This window comes from Streptomyces sp. NPDC001858, assembly GCF_053594615.1.
The window spans coordinates 1-26,056 of sequence record NZ_JBSFEV010000033.1; the positions used below are offsets into that span (position 1 = coordinate 1).

General features: G+C 73.1%; 23 protein-coding genes. 9 read left to right on the forward strand and 14 right to left on the reverse strand.

The genetic code is table 11. The annotated features are described in order from the left end of the window. Positions 1-103 precede the first annotated feature (103 nt). Together ACWCPF_RS34010 and ACWCPF_RS34015 are read right to left on the reverse strand one after the other, a co-directional pair. Positions 104-2,440, reverse strand: a complete 2,337-nt coding sequence (locus tag ACWCPF_RS34010) for a helix-hairpin-helix domain-containing protein (protein WP_451048955.1) — start codon at positions 2,438-2,440, stop codon at positions 104-106. Continuing rightward, positions 2,437-3,423 carry an aldo/keto reductase gene (locus tag ACWCPF_RS34015; RefSeq protein WP_451048956.1) on the reverse strand — a complete coding sequence of 329 codons (987 nt, stop codon included), beginning with the start codon at positions 3,421-3,423 and terminating at the stop codon, positions 2,437-2,439. The genes ACWCPF_RS34010 and ACWCPF_RS34015 overlap by 4 nt, the downstream gene beginning before the upstream one ends. 223 nt (positions 3,424-3,646) lie before the next feature. Between ACWCPF_RS34015 and ACWCPF_RS34020 the strand changes: the two genes are divergently transcribed. Continuing rightward, positions 3,647-4,702 (forward strand): LLM class F420-dependent oxidoreductase, encoded by a 1,056-nt coding sequence (locus tag ACWCPF_RS34020; protein WP_451048957.1) that lies wholly within the window; start codon positions 3,647-3,649, stop codon positions 4,700-4,702. Between the two features lie 256 nt (positions 4,703-4,958). Then, the gene (locus ACWCPF_RS34025; RefSeq protein WP_451048958.1) at positions 4,959-5,747 is read left to right on the forward strand and encodes a ferritin-like domain-containing protein; all 789 of its coding nucleotides are present in this window, start codon (positions 4,959-4,961) and stop codon (positions 5,745-5,747) included. An 87-nt stretch (positions 5,748-5,834) separates the two neighbouring features. On the opposite strand, the gene corA is transcribed toward ACWCPF_RS34025, so the two are convergent. Next, positions 5,835-6,833 carry a magnesium/cobalt transporter CorA gene (corA, locus tag ACWCPF_RS34030; protein ID WP_451048959.1) on the reverse strand — a complete coding sequence of 333 codons (999 nt, stop codon included), beginning with the start codon at positions 6,831-6,833 and terminating at the stop codon, positions 5,835-5,837. Positions 6,834-6,895: 62 nt separating this feature from the next. On the opposite strand from corA, the gene ACWCPF_RS34035 reads away from it, so the two are divergent. The 4 genes from ACWCPF_RS34035 (at position 6,896) to mshC (ending at position 11,082) form a co-directional block, all read left to right on the forward strand. Continuing rightward, positions 6,896-7,582, forward strand: coding sequence for a histidine phosphatase family protein (locus ACWCPF_RS34035; RefSeq protein WP_451048960.1), 687 nt, complete (start codon positions 6,896-6,898; stop codon positions 7,580-7,582). Between the two features lie 112 nt (positions 7,583-7,694). Further along, complete coding sequence (locus tag ACWCPF_RS34040) at positions 7,695-8,285, forward strand: DUF3090 domain-containing protein (RefSeq protein WP_451048961.1); 591 nt, start codon at positions 7,695-7,697, stop codon at positions 8,283-8,285. Continuing rightward, entirely contained in the window at positions 8,249-9,091 is an 843-nt protein-coding gene (locus tag ACWCPF_RS34045) for an SCO1664 family protein (protein ID WP_451048962.1), read from the forward strand. The genes ACWCPF_RS34040 and ACWCPF_RS34045 overlap by 37 nt, the downstream gene beginning before the upstream one ends. A gap of 761 nt (positions 9,092-9,852) precedes the next feature. Continuing rightward, entirely contained in the window at positions 9,853-11,082 is a 1,230-nt protein-coding gene (mshC, locus tag ACWCPF_RS34050; RefSeq protein WP_451048963.1) for a cysteine--1-D-myo-inosityl 2-amino-2-deoxy-alpha-D-glucopyranoside ligase, read from the forward strand. Positions 11,083-11,175: 93 nt separating this feature from the next. Here mshC and ACWCPF_RS34055 read toward each other — a convergent pair whose 3' ends face one another. The 8 genes from ACWCPF_RS34055 to ACWCPF_RS34090 form a co-directional block, all read right to left on the reverse strand. After that, positions 11,176-12,111, reverse strand: coding sequence for a PAC2 family protein (locus ACWCPF_RS34055; RefSeq protein ID WP_451048964.1), 936 nt, complete (start codon positions 12,109-12,111; stop codon positions 11,176-11,178). Between the two features lie 144 nt (positions 12,112-12,255). Beyond that, a complete protein-coding gene (locus ACWCPF_RS34060) occupies positions 12,256-12,927 on the reverse strand; it encodes a FadR/GntR family transcriptional regulator (RefSeq protein WP_351908204.1) in 672 nt (223 codons plus the stop codon). Positions 12,928-13,061: 134 nt separating this feature from the next. Further along, entirely contained in the window at positions 13,062-14,357 is a 1,296-nt protein-coding gene (locus ACWCPF_RS34065; RefSeq protein WP_451048965.1) for an amidohydrolase, read from the reverse strand. Then, the gene (locus ACWCPF_RS34070) at positions 14,354-15,115 is read right to left on the reverse strand and encodes a nucleoside phosphorylase (protein WP_451048966.1); all 762 of its coding nucleotides are present in this window, start codon (positions 15,113-15,115) and stop codon (positions 14,354-14,356) included. The genes ACWCPF_RS34065 and ACWCPF_RS34070 overlap by 4 nt, the downstream gene beginning before the upstream one ends. Further along, entirely contained in the window at positions 15,112-15,978 is an 867-nt protein-coding gene (locus ACWCPF_RS34075; RefSeq protein WP_451048967.1) for an ABC transporter permease, read from the reverse strand. The genes ACWCPF_RS34070 and ACWCPF_RS34075 overlap by 4 nt, the downstream gene beginning before the upstream one ends. Beyond that, on the reverse strand, positions 15,978-17,024 hold the full coding sequence (locus ACWCPF_RS34080) for an ABC transporter permease (protein WP_451048968.1): 1,047 nt from the start codon (positions 17,022-17,024) through the stop codon (positions 15,978-15,980). The genes ACWCPF_RS34075 and ACWCPF_RS34080 overlap by 1 nt, the downstream gene beginning before the upstream one ends. Before the next feature lies 1 nt (position 17,025). After that, entirely contained in the window at positions 17,026-18,561 is a 1,536-nt protein-coding gene (locus ACWCPF_RS34085) for an ABC transporter ATP-binding protein (protein ID WP_451048969.1), read from the reverse strand. Beyond that, positions 18,542-19,597, reverse strand: coding sequence for a BMP family ABC transporter substrate-binding protein (locus ACWCPF_RS34090; protein WP_451048970.1), 1,056 nt, complete (start codon positions 19,595-19,597; stop codon positions 18,542-18,544). Before ACWCPF_RS34090 ends, ACWCPF_RS34085 begins: the two co-directional genes overlap by 20 nt. Positions 19,598-19,916: 319 nt before the next feature. On the opposite strand from ACWCPF_RS34090, the gene mtnA reads away from it, so the two are divergent. Further along, positions 19,917-20,948, forward strand: a complete 1,032-nt coding sequence (gene mtnA, locus ACWCPF_RS34095) for an S-methyl-5-thioribose-1-phosphate isomerase (protein ID WP_451048971.1) — start codon at positions 19,917-19,919, stop codon at positions 20,946-20,948. A gap of 68 nt (positions 20,949-21,016) precedes the next feature. On the opposite strand, the gene mtnB is transcribed toward mtnA, so the two are convergent. The 3 genes from mtnB to ACWCPF_RS34110 are packed head-to-tail and all read right to left on the reverse strand — an operon-like array spanning position 21,017 to position 22,955. Then, positions 21,017-21,637, reverse strand: a complete 621-nt coding sequence (gene mtnB / locus ACWCPF_RS34100) for a methylthioribulose 1-phosphate dehydratase (protein ID WP_451048972.1) — start codon at positions 21,635-21,637, stop codon at positions 21,017-21,019. Then, complete coding sequence (gene mtnC / locus ACWCPF_RS34105; RefSeq protein WP_451048973.1) at positions 21,634-22,359, reverse strand: acireductone synthase; 726 nt, start codon at positions 22,357-22,359, stop codon at positions 21,634-21,636. The genes mtnB and mtnC overlap by 4 nt, the downstream gene beginning before the upstream one ends. Then, positions 22,356-22,955, reverse strand: a complete 600-nt coding sequence (locus ACWCPF_RS34110; protein WP_451048974.1) for a 1,2-dihydroxy-3-keto-5-methylthiopentene dioxygenase — start codon at positions 22,953-22,955, stop codon at positions 22,356-22,358. The genes mtnC and ACWCPF_RS34110 overlap by 4 nt, the downstream gene beginning before the upstream one ends. 460 nt (positions 22,956-23,415) lie before the next feature. Here ACWCPF_RS34110 and ACWCPF_RS34115 point away from each other — a divergent pair, with 460 nt between their 5' ends. Both ACWCPF_RS34115 and ACWCPF_RS34120 read left to right on the forward strand, forming a co-directional pair. Beyond that, the gene (locus ACWCPF_RS34115) at positions 23,416-24,513 is read left to right on the forward strand and encodes a substrate-binding domain-containing protein (protein WP_451048975.1); all 1,098 of its coding nucleotides are present in this window, start codon (positions 23,416-23,418) and stop codon (positions 24,511-24,513) included. Continuing rightward, positions 24,500-26,038 (forward strand): sugar ABC transporter ATP-binding protein, encoded by a 1,539-nt coding sequence (locus ACWCPF_RS34120; protein ID WP_451048976.1) that lies wholly within the window; start codon positions 24,500-24,502, stop codon positions 26,036-26,038. Before ACWCPF_RS34115 ends, ACWCPF_RS34120 begins: the two co-directional genes overlap by 14 nt. The last annotated feature ends 18 nt before the right edge of the window (positions 26,039-26,056 follow it).

Consider the following 26,056-nt stretch of genomic DNA (forward strand, 5'->3'; position numbering starts at 1 on the left):
GGGGCCCCGGCGGGGGGGGTGGGGGGGGGGGGGGGGGGGGTGGGGGGCGGGGGGGGGGGGGGGGGGGGGGGGGCCCCGCCCCCCCCCCCCGCCGCCGTTCGCGCTACTGCGCCGCCGGGACCTGGGTGCGCAGCAGCAGCGGCAGCCGGGTCGTGCGCGGCTTCGCCGGGACCTCGGCGACGGCTCTCGGCAGAGCCTGCTCGACGCCGTGCACCACGGACAGATGACGCTCCGCGCGGCCGAACGCCGTGTACACCCAGGGACGCGAGAGGGCCTGCCCGGCGTCCCCGGGCAGCACCACGACCGCCGCGGGCCACCGGCTGCCCACCGCCTGGTGCGCGGTCAGCGCCCAGCCGTGCCGCACGGCCTGCTCCACCCGCTCCCTCGGGACGACCACGGAGGCTCCCTCGCACGACAGGTGCAGCCCGTCCGCGTCGGCCGTCACCACCCGGCCCGGCACCGTACGGCCCGGTGCGGGGGAGTAGGCGACCCGGTCGCCGGGGTCGAAGCCGCCGAAGCGGCCCGGGCCCGGATTGAGCCGTTCCTTCAGCGCCGCGTTCAGCGCGCGCGTGCCGGCCGCGCCACCGTGCCCCGGGGTGATCACCACGGCCTCCTCGGGCGTGATCCCGAAGGCCCGCGGCACCGAGTCGGCGACCAGCTGCACGGTCCGGTGCACGGCCTCGCCCGCGTCGCGCACCGGCACGATCACGATCTCCTTGCCGGGCGCGTCGACCTGGTTCAGCTCGCCGATGCCGATGCCGGACACCAGCTCGCCGATCGGCCCGGGGTCGGGCGTGCGCGAGGCGACCTGCGGGCACACGCGCGCGGCGAGGAGGTCGGCGAAGACCCGGCCGGGACCGGCCGACCACAGCACCGCGGGATCCCCGCTGAGCACCAGCCGCGCGCCGTCCGGCAGCGACTCCGCCAGCATCGCGGCGCTCTCCACGTCCAGTTGCGGCGCGTCGAGCAGGATCAGCAGATCGAGGGCGAAGGCTCCGTCGCCGTCGCGTCCGGGACCCTCGGCGCCCGAGAGCAGGCCGGGGACGGTCACGACGGCGTCGTCCGCCCCGGCCTCCCCGTGCAGCAGGGCCGCGAACCGGCGCCGGCCGTCCGGGGTGTGGCAGGCGGCGACGGCGCGCAGGTCCAGCGCGCGGGCGGCGGTGAGCAGGGCCGCCGGTTCGGCGCGGGCGGCCTCGCCGCCGGTGTGCAGCACCAGACCGTGCCCGGCGACGGCCCGGATCAGCTCGGCCGCGCTGCCGGACGCGGCCGCCGTGGCCGACTCCCAGGGCGCGGAGGACTCCTTGGCCAGGGAGTTGACCACGCGGGCCAGCGCGTCGGCGAGGCTCTCCTCCGCGAGCGCGTACCGCTCCAGACCGGCCAGCACCCGCACCGGCCGGGCCTCCTCGCCCTCCTCGCCGTCCTGTTCCTGTGCGCCTTCGCCGTCCGGGACCGGCTGTCCGGCGGCCGGTGCGTCCGGGGTGTCCAGGGCGTCCTGGAAGACGAGGGCCTCGCCCTCGGCCAGGGTGCTCTGCACGGCCGCGTCCGGGTCCGGCACGGACTGCCGGCCGAGGGCGGCGGTGAGCGTGGGCAGCTCCAGGGCGGTGTGCCCGGCCAGGGCGGCCTGCTCCAGCAGCCACACCGTCACCGCGCGCCCGCGCCGCTCGTCGTCGGGGGCGCACTGCGGACCCAGCAGCGCCCGCGCGAAGCCGTCGGCCTGCTCGGGCCGTACGCCGGGGACGCGCAGCAATTGCCACGGGTCCTCGCGCAGCACGTCCTCGGCGCCCTCGCCGAGGGCGGTGGCGGCCTGCGCCGCGAGCGCCTCGGGGGCGCCGCCGCCGGCCAGCACGCGCCGGACGCCCTCGACCGCGTCCGCCGCGGGCGCCGCCGCCTGGGCGGCCACCGGCTGCGGACGCCGTGCGGGCTCCGGGGCGGGGCGGCGCGGGGTCGGTTCCGACTCGCCGAACACCGCGGCCGGGGGCTTCGCACCGCCCTCCACGGCGCGTACGGCCGCCAGCAGGTCGGCGGCCGTCCCGCTGAGCTTGGCCCCGGCGTCGATGGGCGCCGCCTTCTCGGCCTTGCGCCGCTCGATCCGCTCCCGCTCGAGCTTCTGCGCGGCGAGCTCGGCCTGCGCCTCGGAGACCTGCGCGGCGGTCTCCGCGTCACCGGCCTTCCCGTCACCGGCTTCCGTGTCACCGGCCTCCGCGTTTCCGGCCTTCCCGTCACCGGCTTCCGCGTCACCGGTCTCCCCGTCACCCGCCGCCTCGTCGACTGCCGCGTCGGTCGCCGGGGCGCTGTCGTCGGTCTCGCCCTCGGCGGCTTCCGCGGTCGTTTCCGGCTCCGCCGTCCCCGTGTCGTCGGGCGTTCCGGGTTCCCCGGGGGCGTGCGGCTCCGCCGGCCCGGCGTGGTCCGTGCTCTCCGGGGGATCCGGCTCCGTGCTCACAGCGTGCTCCAGTCGTGATCGGGATAGCGGTGCACGGGCGCCGACACATCGTCGAGGGCCCGGCAGATCTCGTCAGGAAGACTAAGCGCCTCCACTGACAACGCGGCCGTGAGCTGCTGCGAGTTGCGCGCGCCGACGATCGGCGCGGCCACGCCCGGCCGGTCGCGGACCCAGGCGAGGGCGATCTGCAGCGGGGTCACCGCCAGCCCGTCGGCGGCCGTCGCCACGGCGTCCACGATGCGGCTCGCGGTGTCGTCCAGGTAGGGCTCCACGAAGCGCGCGAAGTGCTCCGACGCCCCGCGCGAGTCGGGCGGCAGCGCGTCGCCCCGGTACTTGCCGGTGAGGACGCCGCGGCCCAGCGGCGAGGAGGGCAGCAGGCCGATGCCCAGATCCAGCGCGGCCGGCAGCACCTCGCGCTCGATGCCGCGCTGGAGCAGCGAGTACTCCATCTGCGTCGCCGCGAGCCGGGTCCGGGCGCCCGGTGCGGCGAGCTGCCAGGTGGCCGCCTTGGCGAGCTGCCAGCCGCAGAAGTTGGAGACCCCGGCGTACCGGGCCCGACCGCTCGCGACAGCGATGTCGAGAGCCTGCAGCGTCTCTTCCAGCGGGGTGTCCGGATCGAAGGCGTGCACCTGCCATACGTCGACGTAGTCCGTGCCGAGCCGGGCGAGCGAGGCGTCGAGGGCGGCGAGGAGGTGACCGCGCGAGCCGTCGAAGCGGCGGTCCGGGTCGGGCACGCTGCCGGCCTTCGTCGAGATGATCAGGTCCCGGCGCGGCACCAGACCCTCTATCAGCCGCCCGAGCAGGTACTCGGCGTCCCCGTCGCCGTACACGTCCGCCGTGTCGACGAGGGTCCCGCCCGCCTCCCAGAACGTCTTCATGACGTCCGCGGCGTCGTGCTCGTCGGTGTCACGGCCCCAGGTCAGGGTGCCGAGCCCGATGCGGGACACACGCAGGCCGGTGCGGCCGAGATGCCTCTGCTCCATGAACGCCGAGATTACTGGCCATAACTGGGCAGTGGGTTGCCTGTGGATAACCGAATCTCCGGAACGGGGAGTCGAGTTCCGCAGGCCCGCGGCCCTGTCCCCGACCGGTGCGGCCCCCGCCCTTGATCGGCGCGACCCTCGCCACACCGCCCTCCCCGGCCGCCCGCCCCCGCGCTAAGGTCTCCGGAACAGCGTCGTTACTGATCAGTAAGGGGAATCGGCCATGCAGCTCGGTATCAACCTCGGCTACTGGGGCGCCGGAATGGACGGCGACAACCTCGCCGTCGCCCAGGAGGCCGACCGCCTCGGGTATGCCGTCTGCTGGGCCGCCGAGGCCTACGGATCGGACGCGGCCACCGTGCTCACCTGGGTCGCCGCGCAGACCGAGCGCATCGACGTCGGCTCGGCCATCTTCCAGATCCCGGCGCGCCAGCCCGCGATGACCGCGATGACCGCCGCCACCCTCGACTCCCTCTCCGGCGGCCGGTTCCGGCTCGGCCTCGGCGTCTCCGGCCCCCAGGTCTCCGAGGGCTGGTACGGCGTCAAGTTCGACAAGCCGCTGTCCCGCACGCGCGAGTACGTCGAGATCGTCCGCAAGGCGATGACGCGCGAGCGGCTGTCGTACGAGGGCGAGCACTGGACGCTGCCGCTGCCGGGCGGCCCCGGCAAGCCGATCAAGCTGACCGTGCACCCCGAGCGCGAGCACATCCCGCTGTACATCGCCGCGATCGGCCCGAAGAACCTGGAGCAGACCGGCGAGATCGCCGACGGCGCGCTGCTGATCTTCCCGTCCGCCGACCACCTCGAGGACACCGCGATCAAGCACCTGCGGGCCGGACGCGAGAAGGCCGGCAAGACCATGGAGGGCTTCGACGTCTGTCCGACGCTGCCCCTGGCGCTCGGCGAGGACAAGGACGTCGAGCGGCTCGCCGACACCTTCCGCCCGTACACCGCGCTGTACGTGGGCGGCATGGGCAGCCGCAAGCAGAACTTCTACAACCAGCTCGCCCGGCGCATGGGCTACGAGGCCGCCGCCGACGAGATCCAGGACAAGTACCTGTCCGGCGACAAGCAGGGCGCCGCGGCCGCGATCCCGCACGAGCTGATCGACCGGACCACGCTGCTGGGCTCGGTGGAGCGGATCGCCGACCGGATGAAGGCCTACGCGGCGGCCGGCGTCACCACCCTCACCCTGGCCCCCGCGGGCTTCACCCTGGAGGAGCGCCTCGCCTCGCTGCGCGCGGGCACGGAGGCCCTGGAGCTCGCCGGACTGGCGTAGCCGCCGGTCCGGCGGAGGGAATGGGGGGTTCGGATTTTTCAGCGGCCGTGGTGGGGGCTCGGGGGTCTTCCCCGCCACGGCCGTCATGGATGACAACGCGCCGCGCGGCGCGTGGTTACGCCTTCGCGTCGACTCCTCGCATCCCTCTTTTGGCGGAGTTGTCCGACACAGCTGTTGCACTGCCTCCCGTGCCGCATTTGACTCGTTCCTTGCGGAATGCTGCGGAATCCTGCGCAATGCGGAGAGGTGGCCCACGATGCTTTCGGCCAAGAGTCTGTTCCAGGAGATCATCGACGACGACGAGTCCTTCGCGCTCTTCTGTTCCATCGCCGCGGGCGGTGAGTCGCAAGGCGGCTGGGAGAACGCCCGGATCGCCGTACTCGTCCCGCAGAGCGAACGCGCGCTCGCTCCCAAGATCACCCGCCATGGCGCCGACGAGGACAAGCACGGCCGGATCTTCAGCGCGCTGATGCGCAAGCGCGGCCTCGAACCCGTGGCCGTCCCGCCCGACACCGACTACACGATGCTCCTGGAGCGCGCCGGCATCGGCCTCGCGCACGACCGGCTCAAGACCGACGAGCCGCTGACCGTGCAGGACATCGTCGTCTACCTCGCCCACAGCCGGGTCACCGAACAGCGGGCCTCCGAGCAGATGGACCTGCTGCGCAAGCACTTCGCCGACCACCCCGACCTCGGCCGCGCGGTCAAGATGATCTCGAACGACGAGGACAACCACCTCGCCTACTGCCACGAGGAACTGCTGCGCTTCGCCCGCGCGGGACACGGGCGCGCCATCCAGCGCACCCTGCGCGCGTGCGCGCTCGCCGAGATCCGGATCTACCGGGACGTCAGCCTCGCCGTGATGGCGAACATGGGCCGCATCCTCGGCTGGTCGAAGCCCAAGGCGGCCGTCCTCGCGGCCGGCATCCACGCCGTGTACGCGTGGGAGCGGGTCGCGGGCTGGCGGCGCATGGTGTCCCTGCAGATGCCCGAGCGCCGCGACGCGCTCGGCGGCCCGGCGACCGCCGCCCCCGAGTTCGCCTGAGGACCGTCAGCCCGAGGACCGTCTGCCCGAGGTCGGTCCGCCCGAGGCCGGTCCGGTCCGCCTGCGACCGGGCGGGCCGGACCGGCCTCACAGCCAGCCGCGCCGCTTGAACAGCCGGTACAGCAGGACCTCCAGCACCGCCAGGAGCACGATCACCGCCGGATAGGACCACAGCCAGTGCAGCTCCGGCATGTGGTCGAAGTTCATGCCGTAGATCCCCGCGATCATCGTGGGGACCGCGGCCATGGCCGCCCATGCGGAGATCTTCCGCATGTCGTCGTTCTGCCGGACGCTCATCTGCGCGAGGTGGGCGGAGAGGATGTCGGAGACCAGCCGGTCCAGGCCCTCCACGGACTCGTTCACGCGCGTGAGGTGGTCGCTGACGTCCCGGAAGAAGGGCCGCGCCCTGTCGTTCACGAAGGGCACGTTCGGAGGCCCGAACCCCCCGGTGCCGCCGAGCCGGGTGAGCGGCGTCGCCAGCGGCACCGAGGCCCGGCGGAACTCCAGGAGCTGCCGTTTGAAGCGGTAGATCCGCGACGCGGTGTGCCGCGAGCCGCCGCGCGTCGGGGAGAACACCTCCGCCTCCAGCTCCTCCAGGTCGGTCCCGAGCTCGGTGGTCACGTCCAGGTAGTGGTCGACGATGGCGTCGCCGATGGCGTACAGCACCGACGTGGGCCCCTTGGAGAGCAGTTGCGGCTCGTGCTCCAGCCGCCGCCGCACGGCGGCCAGCGGCGAGCCCTCGCCGTGCCGGACGGTGACCACGAAGGCGTCGCCCAGGAAGGCCATCACCTCGCCGGAGGAGACGGCGTCGCTCTCGGGCTCGTACACCACCGGCTTGAACACCATGAACAGCGAGTCGTGGTAGACCTCCAGCTTGGGCCGCTGGTGGGCGTTGAGGGCGTCCTCCACGGCCAGCGGGTGCAGCCCGAACTCTCTGGTGACGCGGTCGAACTCGGCCTCGGTGGGCTCGTACAGTCCGATCCAGACGAAACCGCCGGACGCGCGCGCCAGCGCCAGCGCCTCGGACAGGTCCTCCGGACCCTCCGTACGACGCCCGTCGCGGTAGATCCCGCAGTCGACGATCACGGAGCGTATTCTCCCCCCGCTCTGTCCCTTGCGCACGCGCGCGTACGCCTACCCTGGGCCGCATGCCCACCCTGATCCTCGTCCGGCACGGACGTTCGACCGCCAACACCTCCGGAGTGCTCGCCGGCTGGACGCCCGGCGTCGCCCTCGACGAGCGCGGACTCGCCCAGGCCGCCGGGCTGCCCGGCCGGCTCGCCGCGCTGCCGATCGCCGAGGTCGTCGCGAGCCCGCTGCAACGCTGCCAGGAGACGGTCCAGCCGCTCCTGGACGCCCGCCCCGGCCTGCGCGTCCACACCGACGAGCGGATCGGGGAGTGCCACTACGGCGACTGGTCCGGACGCAAGCTCGCCGAACTGATGGACGAGCCCCTGATGGAGGTGGTGCAGGCGCACCCCTCCGCGGCCGCCTTCCCCGGCGGCGAGTCCATGCGGGCCATGCAGACCCGCGCCGCCGAGGCGGTGCGCGAGTGGAACGCGCGCGTGGAGCGCGACCACGGCTCCGACGCCGTCTACCTCATGTGCTCGCACGGCGACATCATCAAGTCGCTGGTCGCCGACGCGCTCGGACTTCATCTCGACCTGTTCCAGCGGATCTCCGTCGAACCCTGTTCCGTCACCGCGATCCGGTACACCAGGATGCGCCCCTTTCTCGTGCGCCTCGGCGACACCGGCGACTTCGCCTCCCTCGCGCCGCGCGAGGAGCCCCCGAGCGGGGACGCCACCGTCGGGGGTGGTGCGGGCGCACCGTGATCGTCGGCCGCAGTAGGGTGAAGGGTCCGCGTACGCGCGCGTACCCGTACGGACGCTTCCCCACTCGGCGTTCCCGACCCACGATGACCCACGATTCCCATGGAGACAGGACGTGTCCCGTCAGGTGTTCCTCTACGACCCCCCGGACCGCTTCGTGGCCGGTACGGTCGGACTGCCCGGGCGCCGTACCTTCTTCCTCCAGGCCGTCGCCGGCTCCCGAGTGACCAGTGTGGCGCTGGAGAAGACCCAGGTCGCCGCGCTCGCCGAACGCATGGACGAGCTGCTGGACGAGGTCGTCCGGCGCAGCGGCGGCAGCGCCTCCGTGCCCGCCATGTCGCCCACCGAGAACACCGACACGGCGCCCCTCGACACCCCGATCGAGGAGGAGTTCCGCGTCGGCACGATGGCCCTCGCCTGGGACGGCGAGGAGCAGCGCATGATCGTCGAGGCGCAGGCCCTGGTGGATCTCGACGCGGACTCCGAGGAGGACCTCGCCGAGGCCGAGGAAAGGCTTCTTCAGGACGAGGAGAACGGGCCCCCGATGCTGCGGGTCCGGCTCACCGGCGCGCAGGCGCGTGCCTTCGCCAAGCGTGCCCTCGACGTCGTCAACGCGGGCCGGCCGCCGTGCCCGCTGTGCAGCCTGCCGCTCGACCCGGAAGGACACGTATGTCCGCGCCAGAACGGATACCGCCGGGGGGCGTGAGGACCACCGACCCGGCCTCCGCCGCAGCGTACGAACTCCTCGCGCACGGCGAGCTCACCGTCCGCGGCCGTATCCGCGACGCCTCGAACGCCGCCCTGTACTGCACCGTCGCGCACGAGGGCCGGGAGGCCGCCTGCGTCTACAAACCGGTGGCCGGGGAGCGACCCCTGTGGGACTTCCCCGACGGCACCCTCGCCCAGCGCGAGGTCGCCGCCTACGAGGTGTCCGAGGCGACCGGCTGGGGCCTCGTCCCGCCCACCGTGCTGCGGGAGGGGCCGCACGGCGAGGGCATGTGCCAGCTGTGGATCGAGACGGCCCCGGAGGCCGAGCTGCTCGCCCTGGTCGACGCGCAGGAGCCCGGGCCGGGCTGGAAGGCGATCGGGTTCGCGGAGGTCGGCGAGGGCCGCACCGCGCTGTTGGTGCACGCCGACGACGAACGGCTGCGCCGGCTCGCCGTCCTCGACGCGGTGATCAACAACGCCGACCGCAAGGGCGGCCATCTGCTGCCCACCGCCGACGGCCGGCTCTACGGCATCGACCACGGCGTCACCTTCAACGCCGAGAACAAGCTGCGCACGCTTCTGTGGGGCTGGGCGGGGGAGCCCCTGACCGGGGAGGCCGTCGAGGCGCTCGAGGCCCTCAGAAGCGCCCTGGAACCCGGCGAGCGGCTGGCGGCCACCCTGGCCGGGCTGGTCACGCCCGCGGAACTCGACGCCACGCGCGCGCGTACCGAAGCGCTGCTGGCCTCCGGCAAGCACCCGGAGCCGAGCGGAGCCTGGCCGGCCATCCCCTGGCCCCCGGTCTGACACCGGCTCTGACGCCGGTTCGGTAGCGGTCCGGTAAGGCCCGGCCCAGTGGGGGCCTGGCAGCGGTCCGACAGCGGCAGCGGCCCGGTAGGGGCTGGGCGCGGTCCGACAGCGGCTGGGCATGGTCCGGTAGCGGCCCGGTAAGGCCCGGCCCGGTGGGGGCCTGGCAGCGGTCCGACGCCGCGGCCGACGGCGGCCCGGCCGCGGCCCGGTAGGCGCTGGGCGTGGTCCGACAACGGTCCGGCGGTCCGGTAAGGCCCGGCAGGGGCCCTGGCAGCGGTCCGACGGCGGCGCGGCAGGGGCCTGTAGCGGTCCGACAGTGGCCCGGTAGGGGCCTGGTGGCGGTCCGACAGCGGTCCGGCATCGGTCAGGTAAGGCCTGGCAGCGGTCCGGCGGCGGCCGACAGTGCCCGACGGCAGCCCGGCCGCGGCCCGGTAGGGACTGGGCGTGGTCCGACAGCGGTCCGGCAACGCCCGGTAGGGCCCTGGCAGCGGTCCGGCGGCGGCCGACAGCGCCCGACGGCAGCCCGGCCGCGGCCCGGTAGGGGCCGGGCAGCGGTTCGGTATTGGTTCGGGAGCGGTGTGATGTCGGTCTGGGGCGGTACGGGAGGTTCTGGACTGGTTCGGCCTGGTTGGGCCAGGCCCGTCCGGGCCCTGTTCGGGCCGGGATGCATGCCGGCCGGGATCGTACAAGAGTGCCTTCCCGGCCATCCGGCCCGCTCCGGTTCGTATACGTAACTTCCGTCCGGTTAGGCTCATGACATGCATGCCTGGCCCGCTTCCGAGGTCCCCGCCCTGCCTGGTCAGGGCCGCGACCTGAGGATCCACGACACCGCGACCGGCGGCCTCGTCTCCCTCGACCCCGGTCCCGTCGCCCGTATCTACGTCTGCGGCATCACGCCGTACGACGCGACCCACATGGGTCACGCGGCGACCTACAACGCGTTCGACCTCGTTCAGCGCGTGTGGCTCGACACCAAGCGGCAGGTCCACTACGTCCAGAACGTCACCGACGTCGACGACCCGCTGCTGGAGCGGGCCGAACGTGACGGCGTCGACTGGGTCGCCCTCGCCGAGAAGGAGACGGCCCTCTTCCGCGAGGACATGACCGCCCTGCGGATGCTCCCGCCGCAGCACTACATAGGCGCCGTCGAGGCGATACCCGGCATCGTCCCGCTCGTCGAACGGCTGCGGGACGCGGGCGCCGCGTACGAACTCGAAGGCGACACCTACTTCTCCGTCGAGGCCGACCCGCACTTCGGCAAGGTCTCGAACCTCGACGCCGCCGCGATGCGGCTGCTGTCCGCCGAGCGCGGCGGCGACCCGGACCGTCCGGGCAAGAAGAACCCGCTCGACCCGATCCTGTGGCAAGGCGCCCGCGAGGGCGAGCCCAGCTGGGACGGCGGCTCGCTCGGCCGCGGCCGGCCCGGCTGGCACATCGAGTGCGTCGCCATCGCCCTCGACCACCTCGGGATGGGCTTCGACGTCCAGGGCGGCGGCTCCGACCTCGCCTTCCCGCACCACGAGATGGGCGCCTCCCACGCCCAGGCGCTGACCGGCGAGTTCCCCATGGCCAAGGCGTACGTGCACGCCGGCATGGTCGCCCTGGACGGCGAGAAGATGTCCAAGTCCAAGGGCAACCTCGTCTTCGTGTCGAAGCTGCGCCGGGACGGCGTCGACCCCGCCGCGATCCGGCTCACCCTCCTCGCCCACCACTACCGGGCCGACTGGGAGTGGACCGACCAGGTCCTGACGGACGCCGAGGCCCGGCTCGGGCGCTGGCGGGCCGCCGTCTCCCGGCCCGACGGACCGCCCGCCGAGGCCCTCGTCGAGGAGATCCGCGAGGCCCTCGCGAACGACCTCGACGCACCCGCCGCCCTCGCCGCCGTCGACCGCTGGGCCGCGCTCCAGCAGGAGCGGGGCGGCACGGACATCGGCGCCCCGGGCGTCGTGTCGCGGGCGGTGGACGCCCTGCTGGGCGTCGCGCTGTAGCCGTCGTCCGGTCCCGCATGTGACGAAGGGGCGGTTCGCGTCAGATGACGCGAACCGCCCCTCATTCATGCTTTCGGGCCCATTTCGGGGCTTTCAGTCCTCCGACGAATCGTTGTCGTCGGGGGTGTCGCCGCTCGCCTTCGGCGGTTTCGGGGGGCGTGTGCGCTCCCCGGGCCCGGGCGGGCCGCCGCCGTCCCGGCGCCGCAGATACCGCTCGAACTCGCGGGCGATCGCCTCGCCCGACGCCTCCGGCAGCTCCGCCGTGTCCCGCGCCTCCTCCAGCGTCTGCACGTACTCGGCGACCTCGGTGTCCTCGGCGGCCAGCTGGTCCACGCCCACCTGCCAGGCGCGCGCGTCCTCGGGCAGCTCGCCCAGCGGGATGCGCACGTCGATCAGGTCCTCCAGGCGGTTGAGGAGGGCCAGCGTCGCCTTCGGGTTCGGCGGCTGCGAGACGTAGTGCGGCACGGCCGCCCAGAGGCTGACCGCCGGCACGCCCGCGTGCGTGCACGCCTCCTGGAGGACGCCGACGATGCCCGTCGGGCCCTCGTACTTGGTCTCCTCCAGGTCCATCCGCTGCGCCAGATCCGCGTCGGACGTGGTGCCGCTGATCGGAACCGGACGCGTGTGCGGAGTGTCACCGAGCAGAGCGCCCAGGATGACCACCAGCTCCACGCCCAACTCGTGCGCGAAGCCCAGCAGCTCGTTGCAGAACGAGCGCCAGCGCATCGACGGCTCGATACCGCGCACGAGCACCAGGTCGCGGGGCTTCTCGCCGCCGACCCGGACGACCGACAACCTTGTCGTCGGCCACGTGATCTTGCGCACGCCGGCGTCCATCCACACCGTGGGGCGGTTCACCTGGAAGTCGTAGTAGTCCTCGGCGTCCAGCGCCGCGAACACCTCGCCCTTCCACTCCCGCTCCAGGTGCGCGACCGCGGTGGAGGCGGCGTCGCCGGCATCGTTCCAGCCCTCGAACGCGGCCACCATGACCGGGTCGATCAGCTCGGGAACCCCCTCGAGCTCGATCACCCAGCGCCTCCTTCCGACGTGCCCTCGCTTGACCACCCAACCTTACGGCGTTCTGCGGGGGCGCCCGCAGCCCCCTTGCACGGGGGAGTGACCGGATCACTGCCCCGTTCGCCACCCCCGAACACCCCCCACGCCACGCCGGACTCAGAGCGTGGACCGCAGCCACTGCTCCACGCTCGCGATGTGCACCGTCGCCCACGACCGCGCCGCCTCCGCGTCCCGGTCGCGCAGCGCCGCCAGGATCGCCCGGTGCTCGCGCAGGGTGCCGGAGACCGCGTCCTCCTGCGTCAGGCCCCGCCAGATCCGGGCCCGGGTGGTCGGCCCGGAGAGCCCGTCCAGCAGCGAGCACAGCACCGAGTTGCCGGCGCTCTGCACGATGCCCCGGTGGAACTCCAGATCGCAGGCGACCAGCTCCTCCACCGACGGCTCGGCGCCGAGCTTGTCCAACTGGGCGTCCAGCGCGTCCAGTTGCTGCTCGCTGATCCGCAGGGCCGCCATCGCCGTCGCGGCCGGTTCCAGGATCCGGCGCACCGCGAGGAACTCCAGGACGGTGTCGTCGCGGTGGAAGTCGACGACGAAACTCAGCGCCTCCAGGAGCAGTTGCGGATCGAGGCTGGTGACATAGGTGCCGTCGCCCTGCCGTACGTCCAGGATCCGGATCAGCGACAGGGCGCGCACCGCCTCCCGCAGGGAGTTGCGGGACAGGCCCAGCTCGGCGGCCAGTTCGCTCTCCTTGGGGAGCCGGTCGCCGGGGCGCAGCGCACCCGAGACGATCATGCCCTTGATCTTCTCGATCGCCTCGTCGGTGACTGCCATGGCCGGCCTCCCTGTGGTTCTTCGTGGTTCCTTGTGGTGCCCTCGTGGTTCAACGTTCAGACACATTCAGACCCATTCAGACATCGGATGTCTGAGCGCCATTATGGGGCCGGAAGAGGCCGGATGAGGCCTGATCAGAGGGCCGCTTCCAGATCCGCGATCACCGCCCGCTCGTCGAGCGTCGTCAGCGTGCGCTCGCGCATCAGGACCCGTCCGTCGACGACCGTGTCCCGAACGTCCGCCGAGTGCGCCGCGTACGCGAGCGTCGACCAGGGGTCGTGGCGCGGCCGCAGATGCGGGGCGTCCAGGTCCAGCACGATCAGGTCGGCCCGCTTGCCCGCCTCCAGCGAACCCAACTGCTCCGCGAGCCCCAGCGCCCGCGCGCCCTCGATCGTCGCCATCCGGACGGCCTGCTCGGCGCCGACCGCCGTCGGGTCGCCGCCCGCCTTGTGCACCAGCGCCGCCTGCCGGACGGCCCCCAGCACGTCCAGCGAGTTGGAGCTGACGGCGCCGTCCGTGCCCAGCCCCACCGTCACCCCCGCGCTCAGCAGCCGCGGGACGGGCGCGATCCCGCAGCCCAGCTTCAGGTTCGACACCGGACAGTGGGCGACGGCCGTGCCCGTGCGGGCCAGCGCCGCGATCTCCGGGCCGGTGAGGTCGACGGCGTGCGCGAGCAGCACATCGGGGCCGAGCAGCCCGAGCGAGTCCAGCAGCTCCACCGGCCGCTTCCCGTGCTTCACCTCGACGGTGGCGACCTCGGTGGCGTTCTCGGCGGCGTGGATGTGCACCAGCGCCCCGAACTCCCGGGCCAGCGCGAAGACCTCGACGAGCTGCTCGGGGGAGAGGGTGTACGCGGAGTGCGCGAAGACGACGGGCCGCGTCCCGTGCCCGGCCGGCCCGCGCGCCTCCAGATCCCGGCGCGCCCACGCGAGCCGGTCCCCGTACGCGATGCCGTCCGCCGGTTCGGGGACGTCCATGAAGGTCGGCCCGGTGTGCAGCCGCCAGCCCGCCTCGCGGGCCGCCCGCTCGGCCGCCTCGTGGAACCAGTACATGTCCAGCGCCGAGGTCACCCCGGCCCGCACGCTCTCCGCGACCGCCAGCCGCACCGCCGCCGCCACGTTCTTCGGCGCCAGCAGCTGCGCCTCCCACGTCAGCACCCGCTCCAGGAAACCCTGCAGCGTGACGTCGTCGGCGCGACCGCGCAGCAGGGTCATCGCCAGGTGGGTGTGCGTGTTGATCAGGCCGGGCAGCACGAGACAGCCGGCGGCGTCGATCTCCTCGGCGGCCGTGTGGCGCTCGCGCAGCTCGGCGGCCGGCCCCACGGCGAGGATCTCGCCCTCGTGGACGGCGACGGCCCCGTCCCGTACGACCGTTCCCGCCTCGTCCACCGTCAGCACGTCACCGCCGTGCACCAGCAGGTCGATGCTCACGCCTGCGCGCCTTCCGCCAGCAGCCGCAGCGCCTCCAGGGTCACGACCGCGCCCCGCTCGACGCCGGCCGCGACGACCTCCTGGTGCGGGTCGTAGGCGCCGGTCGACAGCGGTGCGTCCTCGTCGACCAGTTCGTCGGCGTTCGCCCCGTCGACGACCAGCACGCCGCCCGCGACCAGGCCGCGCAGCGAGGCCGTGACCAGCAGTGCGGACAGCTCCATCTCGATCGCGGCGAGCCCGGCGCCCTCGTAGGAGAACAGCGGGATCAGGCCCGGCTGGAAGGCCGCCCGGGTCCACACGATGCCCCGGTGGTGCGGGGCGTCGGCCTCGCGGGCCGCCCGCAGCAGCGCGAGGACCGCCTCGGGCGCCGCCACCGCCGGGTACTCCGGGGGCAGCAGCTGCTGGGTCACGCCGTCGTCGCGCACGGCCGCCTCCGCGACGACCAGGTCGCCGTCCGCGATGCCCGGCTTCATCGAGCCCGCCGTGCCGAACCGCAGGACGGTGCGCACACCGGCGTCCGCGAGTTCCTGGAACAGCAGGATCGCGCCGGGACCGCCCACGCCGTGCGAGGCGACCACGACCGGCACGCCCTTCCAGCTTCCGCTGAACACCCGGTACTCGCGGTGGTACGACACCTCCTCGGCGCCGTCGAGGAGCGCGGCCACCGCCGCGGCCCGGGCCGGGTCGCCCACGACCACGGCGTGCGCCGGGAGCCCGGTGCGCGGTATACGGGTGACGGGCAGCAGATCCTGTGTCATCGGACGGCTCCAGTGGGACGGGGGCGGCGACGGCGGCGGGCCGTCGTGAGGAACAGGGCGCCGAGTGTGACGACGTACGGCGCGGCGTCGGTCGCCTGCTGCGGCATGCCGAGTCCCTGGAGACGGAACCCGGCCGCCTCGGCGAGCCCGAACAGCAGCGCGGCGAGCAGCACGCCCAGCGGCGCGGCGCGGCCCAGCATGACGGCGACCACAGCGATCCAACCACGGCCCGCCGTCATGTTCTCCGTGAACAACGTGACGTTGCCCAGGGCCAGTTGGGCGCCCGCGAGCCCGCACAGCACGCCCGAGACGAGGATCGCGCCGTACTGGTACTTCGCCGGGCTCACACCGAGCGTGGCCGCCGCGTCGGGCGCCTCGCCGACCCCGCGCAGCCGGAGCCCCCACACATGCCGGGACAGCAGCAGCGCGGCGACCGCGACGGCGGCCCAGGACAGATACGCGAGCGGGGTGAAGCCGCCGATCAGCGGCAGCCCGGCGAGCGTCGGATCGTCGAAGGTGCCCTGCACCCCGAAGACCGTCCGCAGCAGAAAGCTGGTCAGGCCGACGGCGAGCAGGTTCAGGGCGATGCCGAGCACCACCGCGTCCCCGCGCAGGGTGACGGCTCCCACGGCCAGGATCAGCGAGTACGCGGCCGCCGCGAGGGCCGCCGCCAGGACGCCGAGCCAGGGGCTGCCGGTGAACCAGCTCGTCGCCACGGCGGTGAAGCAGCCCATCAGCATCATGCCTTCGAGGCCGATGTTGAAGACTCCGGCGCGTTCGCAGATCGCGCCGCCGAGGGCCGCCAGCAGGATCGGGGTGAGGGCGCGCAGCGCCGACATGAGCAGATCGGAGTCGAAGAACATCAGACCGCCTCCCTTTCCCGGGAACGACGGGTGAACCACCGGCTCGGGAAGCTCAGCCGGGCCGCCAGGAACACGATCACGATCGCCTGCAGCACCTGCGTCAGCTCGCGCGGCACCTCGGTCGTCCGCTCCATCGCCAGCCCGCCGACCTGGAGGACGGCGAAGAAGAACGCGGCGATCACCGTGCCCAGCGGAGCCGCGCCGGCCAGCAGCGCCGCCGTCAGACCGGTCCAGGTGTAGCCGGGCGCGGTGAGCGAGCCGTCCACGAAGCGGTACGGGAAGCTCAGCACCCCGATGGCGCCCACGAGTCCGGCGAGCCCCCCGGAGACCGCCATCAACTTCAGCGTCAGGCCCCGGCGTTCCACGCCCGCGTAGGCGGAGAAGCGGGAGTTGAGGCCCGTCATGCGGATCTCGTAGCCGACGGCGGTCCGCCGGTCGGTGAACCAGTAGGCGGCGGCCGCGATCGCCACCAGGACGAGCCCGAGGGTGACCGTGGAGTCGCCGAACGCGGGCAGCGCCACGCCGTCCGGCAGCGCCCGGGTCTGCGGCAGGCTGGAGCCCGGCTCCTTGAGCGGATAGCGCGCCAGGTAGGAGGCGAGCGACATCGCCGGGTAGCTCAGCAGCAGGCTGCTGACCAGCAGCGGGACCCCGAGATGGTTCTCGCACAGGGCGGCCAGCACGGCGTAGCCGGCGCCCGCGGCCATCCCGGCCAGCAGGGCCGCCGCGACGGTCAGGGGCGCGGGCAGCGGCGAGTACAGCCCGGTGACGGCGGCCGTGATCCCGCCGAGCACCAGCTGTCCGTCGCCGCCGAGGTTGATCAGCCCGGCCCGCAGCGGGATCGCCAGCGCGAGCGCCAGCCCGAGGACGCTGGTGCCGGTGGTCAGGGTCGAGCCGATGCCGTCGCCGCCGAGCGCGCCCGTCAGCACGGCCTCGTACGCGCCGATCGGGTCCGCGCCGGTGCCGAGCAGGATCAGCGCGCCGATGACGAGTCCCGCGAGCACCGAGAAGGTGAGGGGGGAGCGCAGGGCTCCGGATATCCGTGTCATGTCAGTGGGTGACCTCCACCGGGGCGCCCGCCATCGCGAGGCCCAGCGTCCGCTCGTCCGCCTCGTCCTTCGGGTACGACGCCGCGATCCGGCCCTCGTACATCACCAGGACCCGGTCCGCGAGCCCTCGGATCTCGCTCAGCTCGGCCGAGACGAGGAGCACGGCGTGGCCGGCGTCGCGGTAGGCGATCAGCTCGTCGTGGATGTTCTGGACGGCGCCGATGTCGACGCCCCGGGTCGGCTGCTCCACGAGCAGCAGCGGTGCGTCGTGGGCGAGTTCACGGCCGATCAGCAGCTTCTGCAGATTGCCGCCGGACAGCGCGGAGGCGGGGACCTCGACGGTCGCCGCCTTGATCCCGAAGCGCTCGACCAGCCGCCGGGCGTGCGCGCGCACGGCGCTCGGCGGCAGCAGGCCGCGGGAGGACAGGGACGTGCGGTGGTGGCCCATCGCCAGGTTGTCCGCGACGGAGGCGGCGGGGGCGGTGCCGACCGCGTGCCGGTCCTCGGGGACGTAGGCGAGACCCTTCGCGCGTCGCTCGGTCGCGGAGGCGTGGGTGATGTCGTCGCCCTGGAGCGTGACGCGGCCCGCGCCGACCGGCCGCAGCCCGGCCAGCGCCTCGACCAGCTCGCTCTGACCATTGCCGGCCACCCCCGCGATGCCGACGATCTCGCCGGCGTGGACGGTGAGGTCCACATCGTGGACGGAGTCCGTGCTGACCCCGGTCACCCGCAGCACCGCCGCCCCGGGCGTGCCCGGCGCGTGGACGCGGTCCAGCTCCACCGCGCGGCCGGTCATCGCGGCGGCGATCGCGCCGGCCGTGGTGTCGGCGGTGACCAGCCGGGCGACGACCCGGCCGTCGCGCAGGACGGTCACCCGGTCGCTGCCCTCCAGCACCTCGCGCAGCTTGTGGGTGACGAGGATGACCGTACGGCCCTGCGCGGTCAGCGACTTGAGCACCGCGAACAGGGCGTCCGCCTCGGCCGGCGTGAGCACGGCCGTCGGCTCGTCGAGGATCAGCGTGCGGGCGCCCCGGTGCAGCAGCTTGAGGATCTCCACCCGCTGGCGCAGGCCCACCGGCAGCTCGCCGACCCGGGCGTCCGGGTCGACGTCGAGAGCGTGTTCCGCGGCGAGTTCGCGCACCCGGCGGCGGGCCGCGGCCCGGTCCACCAGACCGAAGCGGCGCGGCTCGGCGGCGTAGACGATGTTCTCGGCGACCGTCAGCGAGTCGAACAGCTTGAAGCTCTGGTGGACCATGCCGAGCCCGGCCGCCATCGCGTCGGACGGGCTCGTGAAACGCACGTCCGATCCGTCGATCCGGATCGACCCGGCGTCCGCGCGCTCCATCCCGTACAGCACCGACATCAGCGTGGACTTGCCCGCGCCGTTCTCGCCCATCAGCGCGTGGATCTCGCCGCGGCGGACGGTGAGGTCGACGGCGTCGTTGGCGAGCGTGCCGGGGAACCGCTTGGTGATCCCCCGGAGCTCGACCGCGACCTCGGACCGGTCAGGCTCGGTCTCAGGCGGCTGCGGGGTCATCGACCTTCAGCTCTCCGGACACGATCTGGTCGCGCAGCGCCTCGACCTTCGTCAGCACGTCCTTGTGGTCGGCGATCACGCACTTCGACGCGTCCACGCCGTCCTCCAGGCCGGTCAGGCTGATCCCGCCCTCCTTCAGGCCGTACGAGACGGTCGTCCCCGCAGCGCCGCCGAGGACCGACTCGACGCCCTTCTCCACCGCGACGTCCGTGCGCTTGATGACGTTGTCGACGACCGTGCCGGGCGCCGAGGGGCACTGGTTGACGTCGACGCCGTACGCGAACGCGCCCTTGGCCTTCGCCGCCTCGAAGACGCCGTAGTTGCCGGCCGCGGCAGCCGCCATCAGCTGGTCGTAGCCCTTGGCGAGCAAGGTGTTCGCCTGCTCCTTGGCGCGGGCCGAGTCGTCGAACGGGGACTGGCCGCCGACGAAGCGGGTGGACGTCTCCGTCTTCGCGGCGACCTTCTTGGCGCCGGCCGCGAACGGGTCGCTGTAGCGCCGGAACTGGGGGGTGTCGAGCACGTCCACCGCGCCGACCTTGCCGGACTTGCTGAGCAGGCCCGCCTCGGCGCCCGCGAGGTAGACGCCCTCGTGCTCGCGGAAGACCGCGCAGCTGACGTTCTTGAACGCCTTGGCGGTGCACGCGTCGATGATCAGGAACTGCTGGCCCGGGTTCTTCTCGGCCTGCTGGGCGACGAGGTCGGCGAACTCGAAGCCGACCAGCACGATGACGTCCGGCTCGGCGTCCACGGCGGCCTGGACGTTCTGCTGCTGGGAGGCGGTGTCGGAGGACTCGTAGACCTTCTGCGTCCCGTCGTGCTGCTTCGCCGCGCTCTCGATGCCGGTGACCGCGAGCTTCAGGAACTCGTTCTGCCCGACGGCGTCGGGGGTGACCAGGGTGAAGGACTTGCCGCTGCCGCCGCTCGCGCTCGCGGCGGAGTCGTCCTTCTTCGCGGCGGCGTTGCAGGCGGTGGCGAGGAGCACGGTGCCGGTCGCGAGCGCGGCGAGCTGCAGGGAACGGCGGTGTCTGCGAGGCATCGGGAGACCTTCCGGGTATGCCGAGGGGCGCGCTCGGCGGTGAGCACGGGGGGCGGGGCGAGGGTGATGCTGGAACGGACTGCGGTGGTGCGGGCCGAGGGAGCGGACTCAGCTACGACAGCAGTCGCCGGCACACCGGCCGAAGTCGAGGAAACGGCGCTTGGTCAGCAGCACGGGTCTTCCTCCTTCGTCTCGGTCTGCGGACTGGGTGCTGGACTGTAACACCCGTTTCCGGACACCCGCTCGACTGTCTCGAACTATGGTTCTCCCAGGTCATGTACGGTGGCCGACACCACCGGAACATGAGGAGTGTCCCGATATGTCCGAGGAACTGCGCGCCGTCGAGTGGACCGGAACCGGCCTCGCGCTGATCGATCAGACCGTCCTCCCGCACCGCACCGAGACCGTTGCCGTCCGCGATGTGGACACCCTGGTCGACGCGATCCAGCGGCTCGTCGTGCGCGGCGCCCCCGCGATCGGCGCCGCGGGCGGGTACGGGGTCGCGATCGCACTGCTCCAGGGCGAACGCGAGGGCTGGACGGACGGACAGATCCTGGGGGCGATCGCCCGTATCCGGGACGCCCGCCCGACCGCCGTCAACCTGATGGTCTGCGTCGACCGGGTCGCCGCCCGCCTGCCCGAGGGAATCGACGCGGTCCTCGAAGAGGCGGCCGCGGTCCAGCGCGAGGACGTCGAGGCGAACCGCGCGATGGGCGCGTTCGGCGCGGACTGGCTGCTGAAGCGGACCGGCGAGGACCGGCCGCTGCGGATCCTGACGCACTGCAACACCGGCGCGCTGGCCACCGCAGGCTGGGGCACCGCCCTCGGCGTCATCCGCGAACTCCACGCGCGCGGGCGGCTGGAGGTCGTCTACGCCGACGAGACCCGCCCGCTGCTCCAGGGCTCACGGCTGACCGCCTGGGAACTGGTCCAGGAGGGCATCGCGCACTACGTCCAGGCCGACGGGGCCGCGGCGGGCACGATCCTGCGCGGCGAGGTCGACGCGGCGATCGTCGGCGCGGACCGCATCGCCGCCAACGGCGACACCGCCAACAAGGTCGGCACCGTGGGCGTGGCCCTGGCCTGCGCCGACGCGGGCATCCCGTTCCTGGTGGCGGCGCCCACCACCACCGTCGACCTGTCGACGCCGACCGGCGACGCCATCCACATCGAACTCCGCGGCGAGGACGAGGTGTTGGAGTGGGGCGGCATCCGGACGGCCCCGGCCGGGTCGCGCGGCCACAACCCGGCGTTCGACGTCACGCCCGGTCGGCTGGTCACGGGCCTGGTCACGGAGCGGGGCGTGCTGGAGGTGTCGGCCGGTCAACTGCCGGGCGAGCACTTGAAGTAGCGGGTGGCCCGCGCCCCGACAGGGGCGCGGGCAACTGCGCGACGAGCCCCCACCGGCCCGCGGTTCGACTACCGTCCGTCCCGCGGAGCGCTGAGTTCCAACTCCAGCAGCCACTCGACGACTTCGGTGTGGTGGCGGGCCTGCCGCGGGTTCTCGCCCCACACGTACAGACCGTGCCCGGCCACGACCACCGCGGGCATCCGCGGGTCGCGCGCCGCCTCCAGCCGGTCGCCGAGCACCTTCATGTCCTGGCTGTTGGCGATGACCGGCAGGGTCACCTCGACGTCGTGCGCGGGCTGGCCCACGCCCTTGAGCATCTCGACGTCCTTGAAGACGATCCCGCCGGGGTGCCGGTGCCCCATCGCGACCGACGCCACGGTGTGCACATGCACCACCGCCCCGGCCCCCGTCAGCGCGGCCACGCGCGCGTGCAGCTCGGCCTCCGCGGACGGCTTTCCGCCGCTGACGGCCGCGCCCCGGCCGTCCACCAACACCACGTCGGCGGGCGTCAGCTCGCCCTTGTCGTGACCGCTGGCGGTCACCGCGAGGCGCAGCGGCTCCCGGGTGAGCACCACGGACAGGTTCCCGGAGGTGCCCCGCATCCAGCCGAAGGACGCGAACCGCGCGGACTCGGCGGCCAGGACGGCCCCCGCCTCCTCCAGGTCGAGTGCGGTGATCTCGGTGGTCATGCGGTACTCCCAGAGGTGGTGATGCCGATCTCGTCGAACGTGCCCGCCTGTGCGTGCTCGCCGACGCCTTGCTCGTAGTAGGGCTCCCCGGGCCGCCGGATCCCGACGGCCTGCCAGCCGGCCTCGCGGGCCGCGTCCAGCTCGCCCGGGCGGTCGGAGAGGAACAGCAGCCGGTCCGGGGCGAGGCCGGCCGCCTCGGCGATCCGGCGGTACGACCGCGGCTCCTGCTTGGGCCCGGCGTTCTCGGTGTCGTACAGACCGCTGACCAGCGACGTGAGGTCGCCCTCCGGGCTGTTGGCGAACCACGCCCGCTGGGCGGACACCGAGCCCGACGAGTACACGTACAGCCGCACGCCCGCCGCGTGCCAGGCGCGCAGCGCCGGGACGACGTCGTCGTAGAAGTGCGAGACGAGGTCGCCGCGGGCGAAGCCCTCCGCCCAGATGACGCCCTGCAGGGTCTTCAGCGGCGTCGCCTTGCGGTCGTCGTCGAGCCAGCCGTTCAGCGCCTTCTCGACGCGTGCCGCGTCGGCGTCGGGCTCGCCGATCTCCGCCCGGACCCCGGCCACCGCCCGCGCCACGTCCGGGTCGTCGCCCCGCTCGGCGAGCAGCGCGGCGAACCGGGAGCGCGAGTACGGGTACAGGACGTCGACGACGAACCCCGTGGCGCTCGTGGTGCCCTCGATGTCGAGCACCACGGCGTCCACGTCATGGTGCGAGGTCATGCGGCGGCCCGGTCCGACGCGTAGCCGGCCGCGATCGTGTCGTAGTCCGGGAACCGGCCGGCGATCGTGGAGCCGGTGAAGTTGCCGATCCAGCCGTCCTCCTCGTGGAAGAAGCGGATCGCCGTGAACGACGGGCTCGTGCCCATGTCGAACCAGTGGGTGGTGCCGCGCGGCACGCCGAGGAGGTCGCCCTTCTCGCAGAAGACCGCGTGCACCTCGCCGTTGACGTGCAGATAGAAGATGCCGGAGCCGGAGACGAAGAAGCGGACCTCGTCATCGTCGTCGTGGGTGTGCTCCTGGAGGAACTTCGCGCGGGCCGCCTTCGCCTTCGCCGGGAACTCCGGGTCGTCGCTCGGGTGCAGACCGAGGACGTCGACGGTGGTGAAGCCCTCCTCGGCGTTCAGCTTCTCGATCTCCGGGCCGTACGCCGCGAACACCGTCTCGCTGTCGGCGTCGAACGGCACGTCCTCGCGGATCGGCCACTGCTCGTAGCGCACGCCCAGCGGCTTGAGGGCCTCGGCGATCTCGGCGGGGTCGGCAGTGCGGCGGACCAGGGTCTCCGGGCCGGACTCGGACCAGGTCGTCAGCAGCGTCATGGAAGCAACTCCAGAGTCTGGGAAGGGGAAGTGAGGGGGGAAGTGGGCGGGACGGCGGGGGAGCGGCGGGGGAGGGCGGCGGTGGAGGAACGTCACTCGGCCGCGACTCGGCAGGGCGGGTGCCGGTGCTGCGATGGTAACTCCCGGCCGTGCGCTCACCGCGTGTGACGTAATCGTTGTCTCGGAATGTGGGATTCGGTGTCCATTTCTTTGACGCTGGCTGGAAACGTTCTCATGCTCTCCCTATGAAGACGCTGCTGCTTGTGCGGCGGCTGTACGTGGACTTGCTCCGGTCGACCACAGCCAGCTGTCGCTGACCCCTCCCGGAGCTTCGACGCGCCCCCGTTCCCGGGGCGTTGCCGGCCGCCCGCGCGGTGGCTCATTTCCGTCCCCGGCTCCGGGCCCGCTCTCGCCCGCCTCTGCATCCCCAGCTCAGCACCACCCGTAACTGGAGCCCCTCATGTCCCGTGCCCGTCTGCCGCTCGCCGCGCTCTCGCTGGCCTCCGTCTCCGCCCTCGTCCTCGCCGGCTGCGCACAGTCCACGGACGCCTCGAAGGACAGCGGCGACACCGCCGCCTCGGCCTCGGCCGCCACCGGCAAGAAGCCCGCCCCCTTCAGCGAGGGCGCGGTCAAGGTGGCCCTGGTCCGCCAGAGCGGCGCAGGCGACTACTTCGAGCAGTGGGGCAACGGCGCGAAGGCCCAGGCCAAGGCCCTCGGCATCGACCTGACCGTGTACGACGCCCAGGCCGACAACGCCAAGCAGGCCACGGACCTCTCCTCGGCGATCAACTCCGGCGCGAAGGCGATCATCATCGACCACGGCTTCCCGGCGACCATCCAGCCGGAGATCGACAAGGCCGTGAAGAAGGGCATCAAGGTCGTCGTCTACGACGTCGAGACGGCCACCAAGGGCGTCGTCTCCACCAAGCAGGACGACGCGAGCATGGCCCAGGCCGTTCTCGACGTGATGGCCGAGGAGGTCGGCAAGGACGCCAAGGTCGGCTACGTCAACGTCGCCGGCTACGCCGCCCTCGACAAGCGCGACACCGTCTGGAAGTCCACGGTGACCTCCGAGGGCTGGAAGCAGCAGTTCAAGGTCGGCAAGGTCACCGACTCGACGGCCACCGACAACGTTCCCCTGGTCTCGGCCGCGCTCACCCAGCACTCCGACGTGGCCGGCGTCTTCGCGCCCTACGACGAGCTCGCCAAGGGCGCCGTCCTCGCCGTGCAGAACAAGAAGCTGCAGGACAAGGTGAAGGTCTTCGGCGCGGACGTCTCCAACGCCGACATCCAGCAGATGACCGCCGCCGACAGCCCCTGGGTCGCCACGGCGGGCACCGACCCGTCCGCCGTCGGCGCGGCCGTCGTGCGCACCGCCGCGCTGGAACTGGCGGGCGAGCTGAACAAGACCTCCGTCGAGTTCCCGGCCGTCGCCATCACGCAGGACTTCCTGCGCGAGAAGAAGATCGCGAACATGGACCAGCTGCGGGAGGCGCTGCCCGCGCTGAACCTGTCCCAGGTCTCGACCGCGGACTGGATCTCGAATGTCGCCCACTGAGACGACTGAGACGGCTGAGACGCCCGCGGTCGGTCTCACCGACGTCAGCATGGCCTTCGGCGGCAAGACGGTGCTCGCGTCCGTCTCGCTCGACATCGCACCGGGCAGCGTGGTCGCGCTGCTCGGCGCGAACGGCGCCGGCAAGTCCACGCTGATCAAGATCCTGTCGGGCGTGCACACCGACCACGGGGGAGAGGTGCGCGTGGACGGCTCGACCGTCACCCTCAACTCCCCCCTCGTCGCACGCCAGTTGGGCATCCAGACGGTGCACCAGCGGATCGGCGAGGGCATCGTGCCCGGCCTCACCGTCGCCGAGAACCTGGTCTTCGAGGAACTCGCCCAGAAGCGCGGCAACCCGTTCCTGAACGGCCGCGCCACGCTCGCCCGCGCCCGGGAGATCCAGGCCGGCCTCGGCCTGGCCTGGAGCGACGCGACCCTGAAGCAGGACGTCACCGAACTCGGCATCTCCGACCGGCAGTTGCTGATCCTGGCCCGCGCCCTCGCGACCCGCCCCCGGCTGCTGATCCTCGACGAGCCGACCTCCGCGCTCTCCGCCGCCGAGGCCGAACGGCTGTTCGCGCTCGTCGAGCGGATGCGCGCCGACGGCATCGCCGTGCTCTACGTCTCCCACCGGCTCGGCGAGATCGACGCGCTCGCCGACCGGCTGGTCGTTCTGCGAGACGGCCGTCTCACCGAGGACCAGACCAAGCCCTTCGACTGGGACGCGGCCCTGCGCGCGATGCTCGCCCAGGCCCAGGAGGCGACCACCGCCCGGCCCGTCCGGGAGGGAGCCGGGGGAGAGGTCGTCCTCTCCCTGCGCGGCGTCCGCCTCTTCGAGGGCCGCTCCCCGCTCGACCTCGACCTGCGCGCGGGCGAGGTCACCGGCGTCGTCGGCCTGCTGGGCGCGGGCAAGACCGAGCTGGCCCGCGGCCTGTTCGGCGCCGAGCCGTTCACCGCGGGCGCGGTCGCCCTCGACGGCACGGCCTACGCGCCCCGCCGCCCCGCCGACGCCATCCGGGCCGGCGTCCACCTGGTCCCCGAGGACCGGCACGCCGACGCCCTGGTGCCCGGCTGGTCGCTCGCCCAGAACATCTCGCTGCCGTTCCTGAAGTCCCTGTCCCGGGGCGGCCTCGTGAACCACTCCCGGGAGGACGCCCTCGGCCGCGTTGCCATCGAGGCCCTGGGCGTCGTCGCCCGCGACGAGCACAGCACCGTCGAGGAGCTGTCCGGCGGCAACCAGCAGAAGGTCGTCGTCGGCCGCTGGCTCGCCCACCCCCCGCGCGTCCTCATCCTGGACGAACCGTTCCGAGGCGTGGACATCGGCGCCCGGCGCGACATCGGCCGCCGGGCCCGCGCCCTCGCCGCCGACGGCGCGGCCGTCCTCGTCCTGTCCGCCGACGTCGACGAGGTCCTGGAGGTCGCCGACCGGGTCGTCGTCCTCGCGGCCGGCGAGATCCATCTCGACGCCTACGGCGAAGACGCGGAGCGCGACCGCGTGATCCAGACCATCTCGGCGTCCGTCTGACGCCCTGCCCGCCCCACG

Coding starts and splice junctions, on each gene's coding strand:
- ACWCPF_RS34120 (WP_451048976.1), top strand. CDS start 24,500: ATGTCGCCCACTGAGACGACTGAGACGGCTGAGACGCCCGCGGTCGGT.
- ACWCPF_RS34025 (WP_451048958.1), top strand. CDS start 4,959: ATGCTTTCGGCCAAGAGTCTGTTCCAGGAGATCATCGACGACGACGAG.
- ACWCPF_RS34080 (WP_451048968.1), bottom strand. CDS start 17,024: ATGACACGGATATCCGGAGCCCTGCGCTCCCCCCTCACCTTCTCGGTG.
- ACWCPF_RS34075 (WP_451048967.1), bottom strand. CDS start 15,978: ATGTTCTTCGACTCCGATCTGCTCATGTCGGCGCTGCGCGCCCTCACC.
- ACWCPF_RS34115 (WP_451048975.1), top strand. CDS start 23,416: ATGTCCCGTGCCCGTCTGCCGCTCGCCGCGCTCTCGCTGGCCTCCGTC.
- mtnA (WP_451048971.1), top strand. CDS start 19,917: ATGTCCGAGGAACTGCGCGCCGTCGAGTGGACCGGAACCGGCCTCGCG.
- ACWCPF_RS34015 (WP_451048956.1), bottom strand. CDS start 3,423: ATGGAGCAGAGGCATCTCGGCCGCACCGGCCTGCGTGTGTCCCGCATC.
- ACWCPF_RS34045 (WP_451048962.1), top strand. CDS start 8,249: ATGTCCGCGCCAGAACGGATACCGCCGGGGGGCGTGAGGACCACCGAC.
- ACWCPF_RS34070 (WP_451048966.1), bottom strand. CDS start 15,115: ATGACACAGGATCTGCTGCCCGTCACCCGTATACCGCGCACCGGGCTC.
- ACWCPF_RS34085 (WP_451048969.1), bottom strand. CDS start 18,561: ATGACCCCGCAGCCGCCTGAGACCGAGCCTGACCGGTCCGAGGTCGCG.
- ACWCPF_RS34110 (WP_451048974.1), bottom strand. CDS start 22,955: ATGACGCTGCTGACGACCTGGTCCGAGTCCGGCCCGGAGACCCTGGTC.
- mtnB (WP_451048972.1), bottom strand. CDS start 21,637: ATGACCACCGAGATCACCGCACTCGACCTGGAGGAGGCGGGGGCCGTC.
- ACWCPF_RS34060 (WP_351908204.1), bottom strand. CDS start 12,927: ATGGCAGTCACCGACGAGGCGATCGAGAAGATCAAGGGCATGATCGTC.
- ACWCPF_RS34035 (WP_451048960.1), top strand. CDS start 6,896: ATGCCCACCCTGATCCTCGTCCGGCACGGACGTTCGACCGCCAACACC.
- ACWCPF_RS34020 (WP_451048957.1), top strand. CDS start 3,647: ATGCAGCTCGGTATCAACCTCGGCTACTGGGGCGCCGGAATGGACGGC.
- mshC (WP_451048963.1), top strand. CDS start 9,853: ATGCATGCCTGGCCCGCTTCCGAGGTCCCCGCCCTGCCTGGTCAGGGC.
- ACWCPF_RS34090 (WP_451048970.1), bottom strand. CDS start 19,597: ATGCCTCGCAGACACCGCCGTTCCCTGCAGCTCGCCGCGCTCGCGACC.
- mtnC (WP_451048973.1), bottom strand. CDS start 22,359: ATGACCTCGCACCATGACGTGGACGCCGTGGTGCTCGACATCGAGGGC.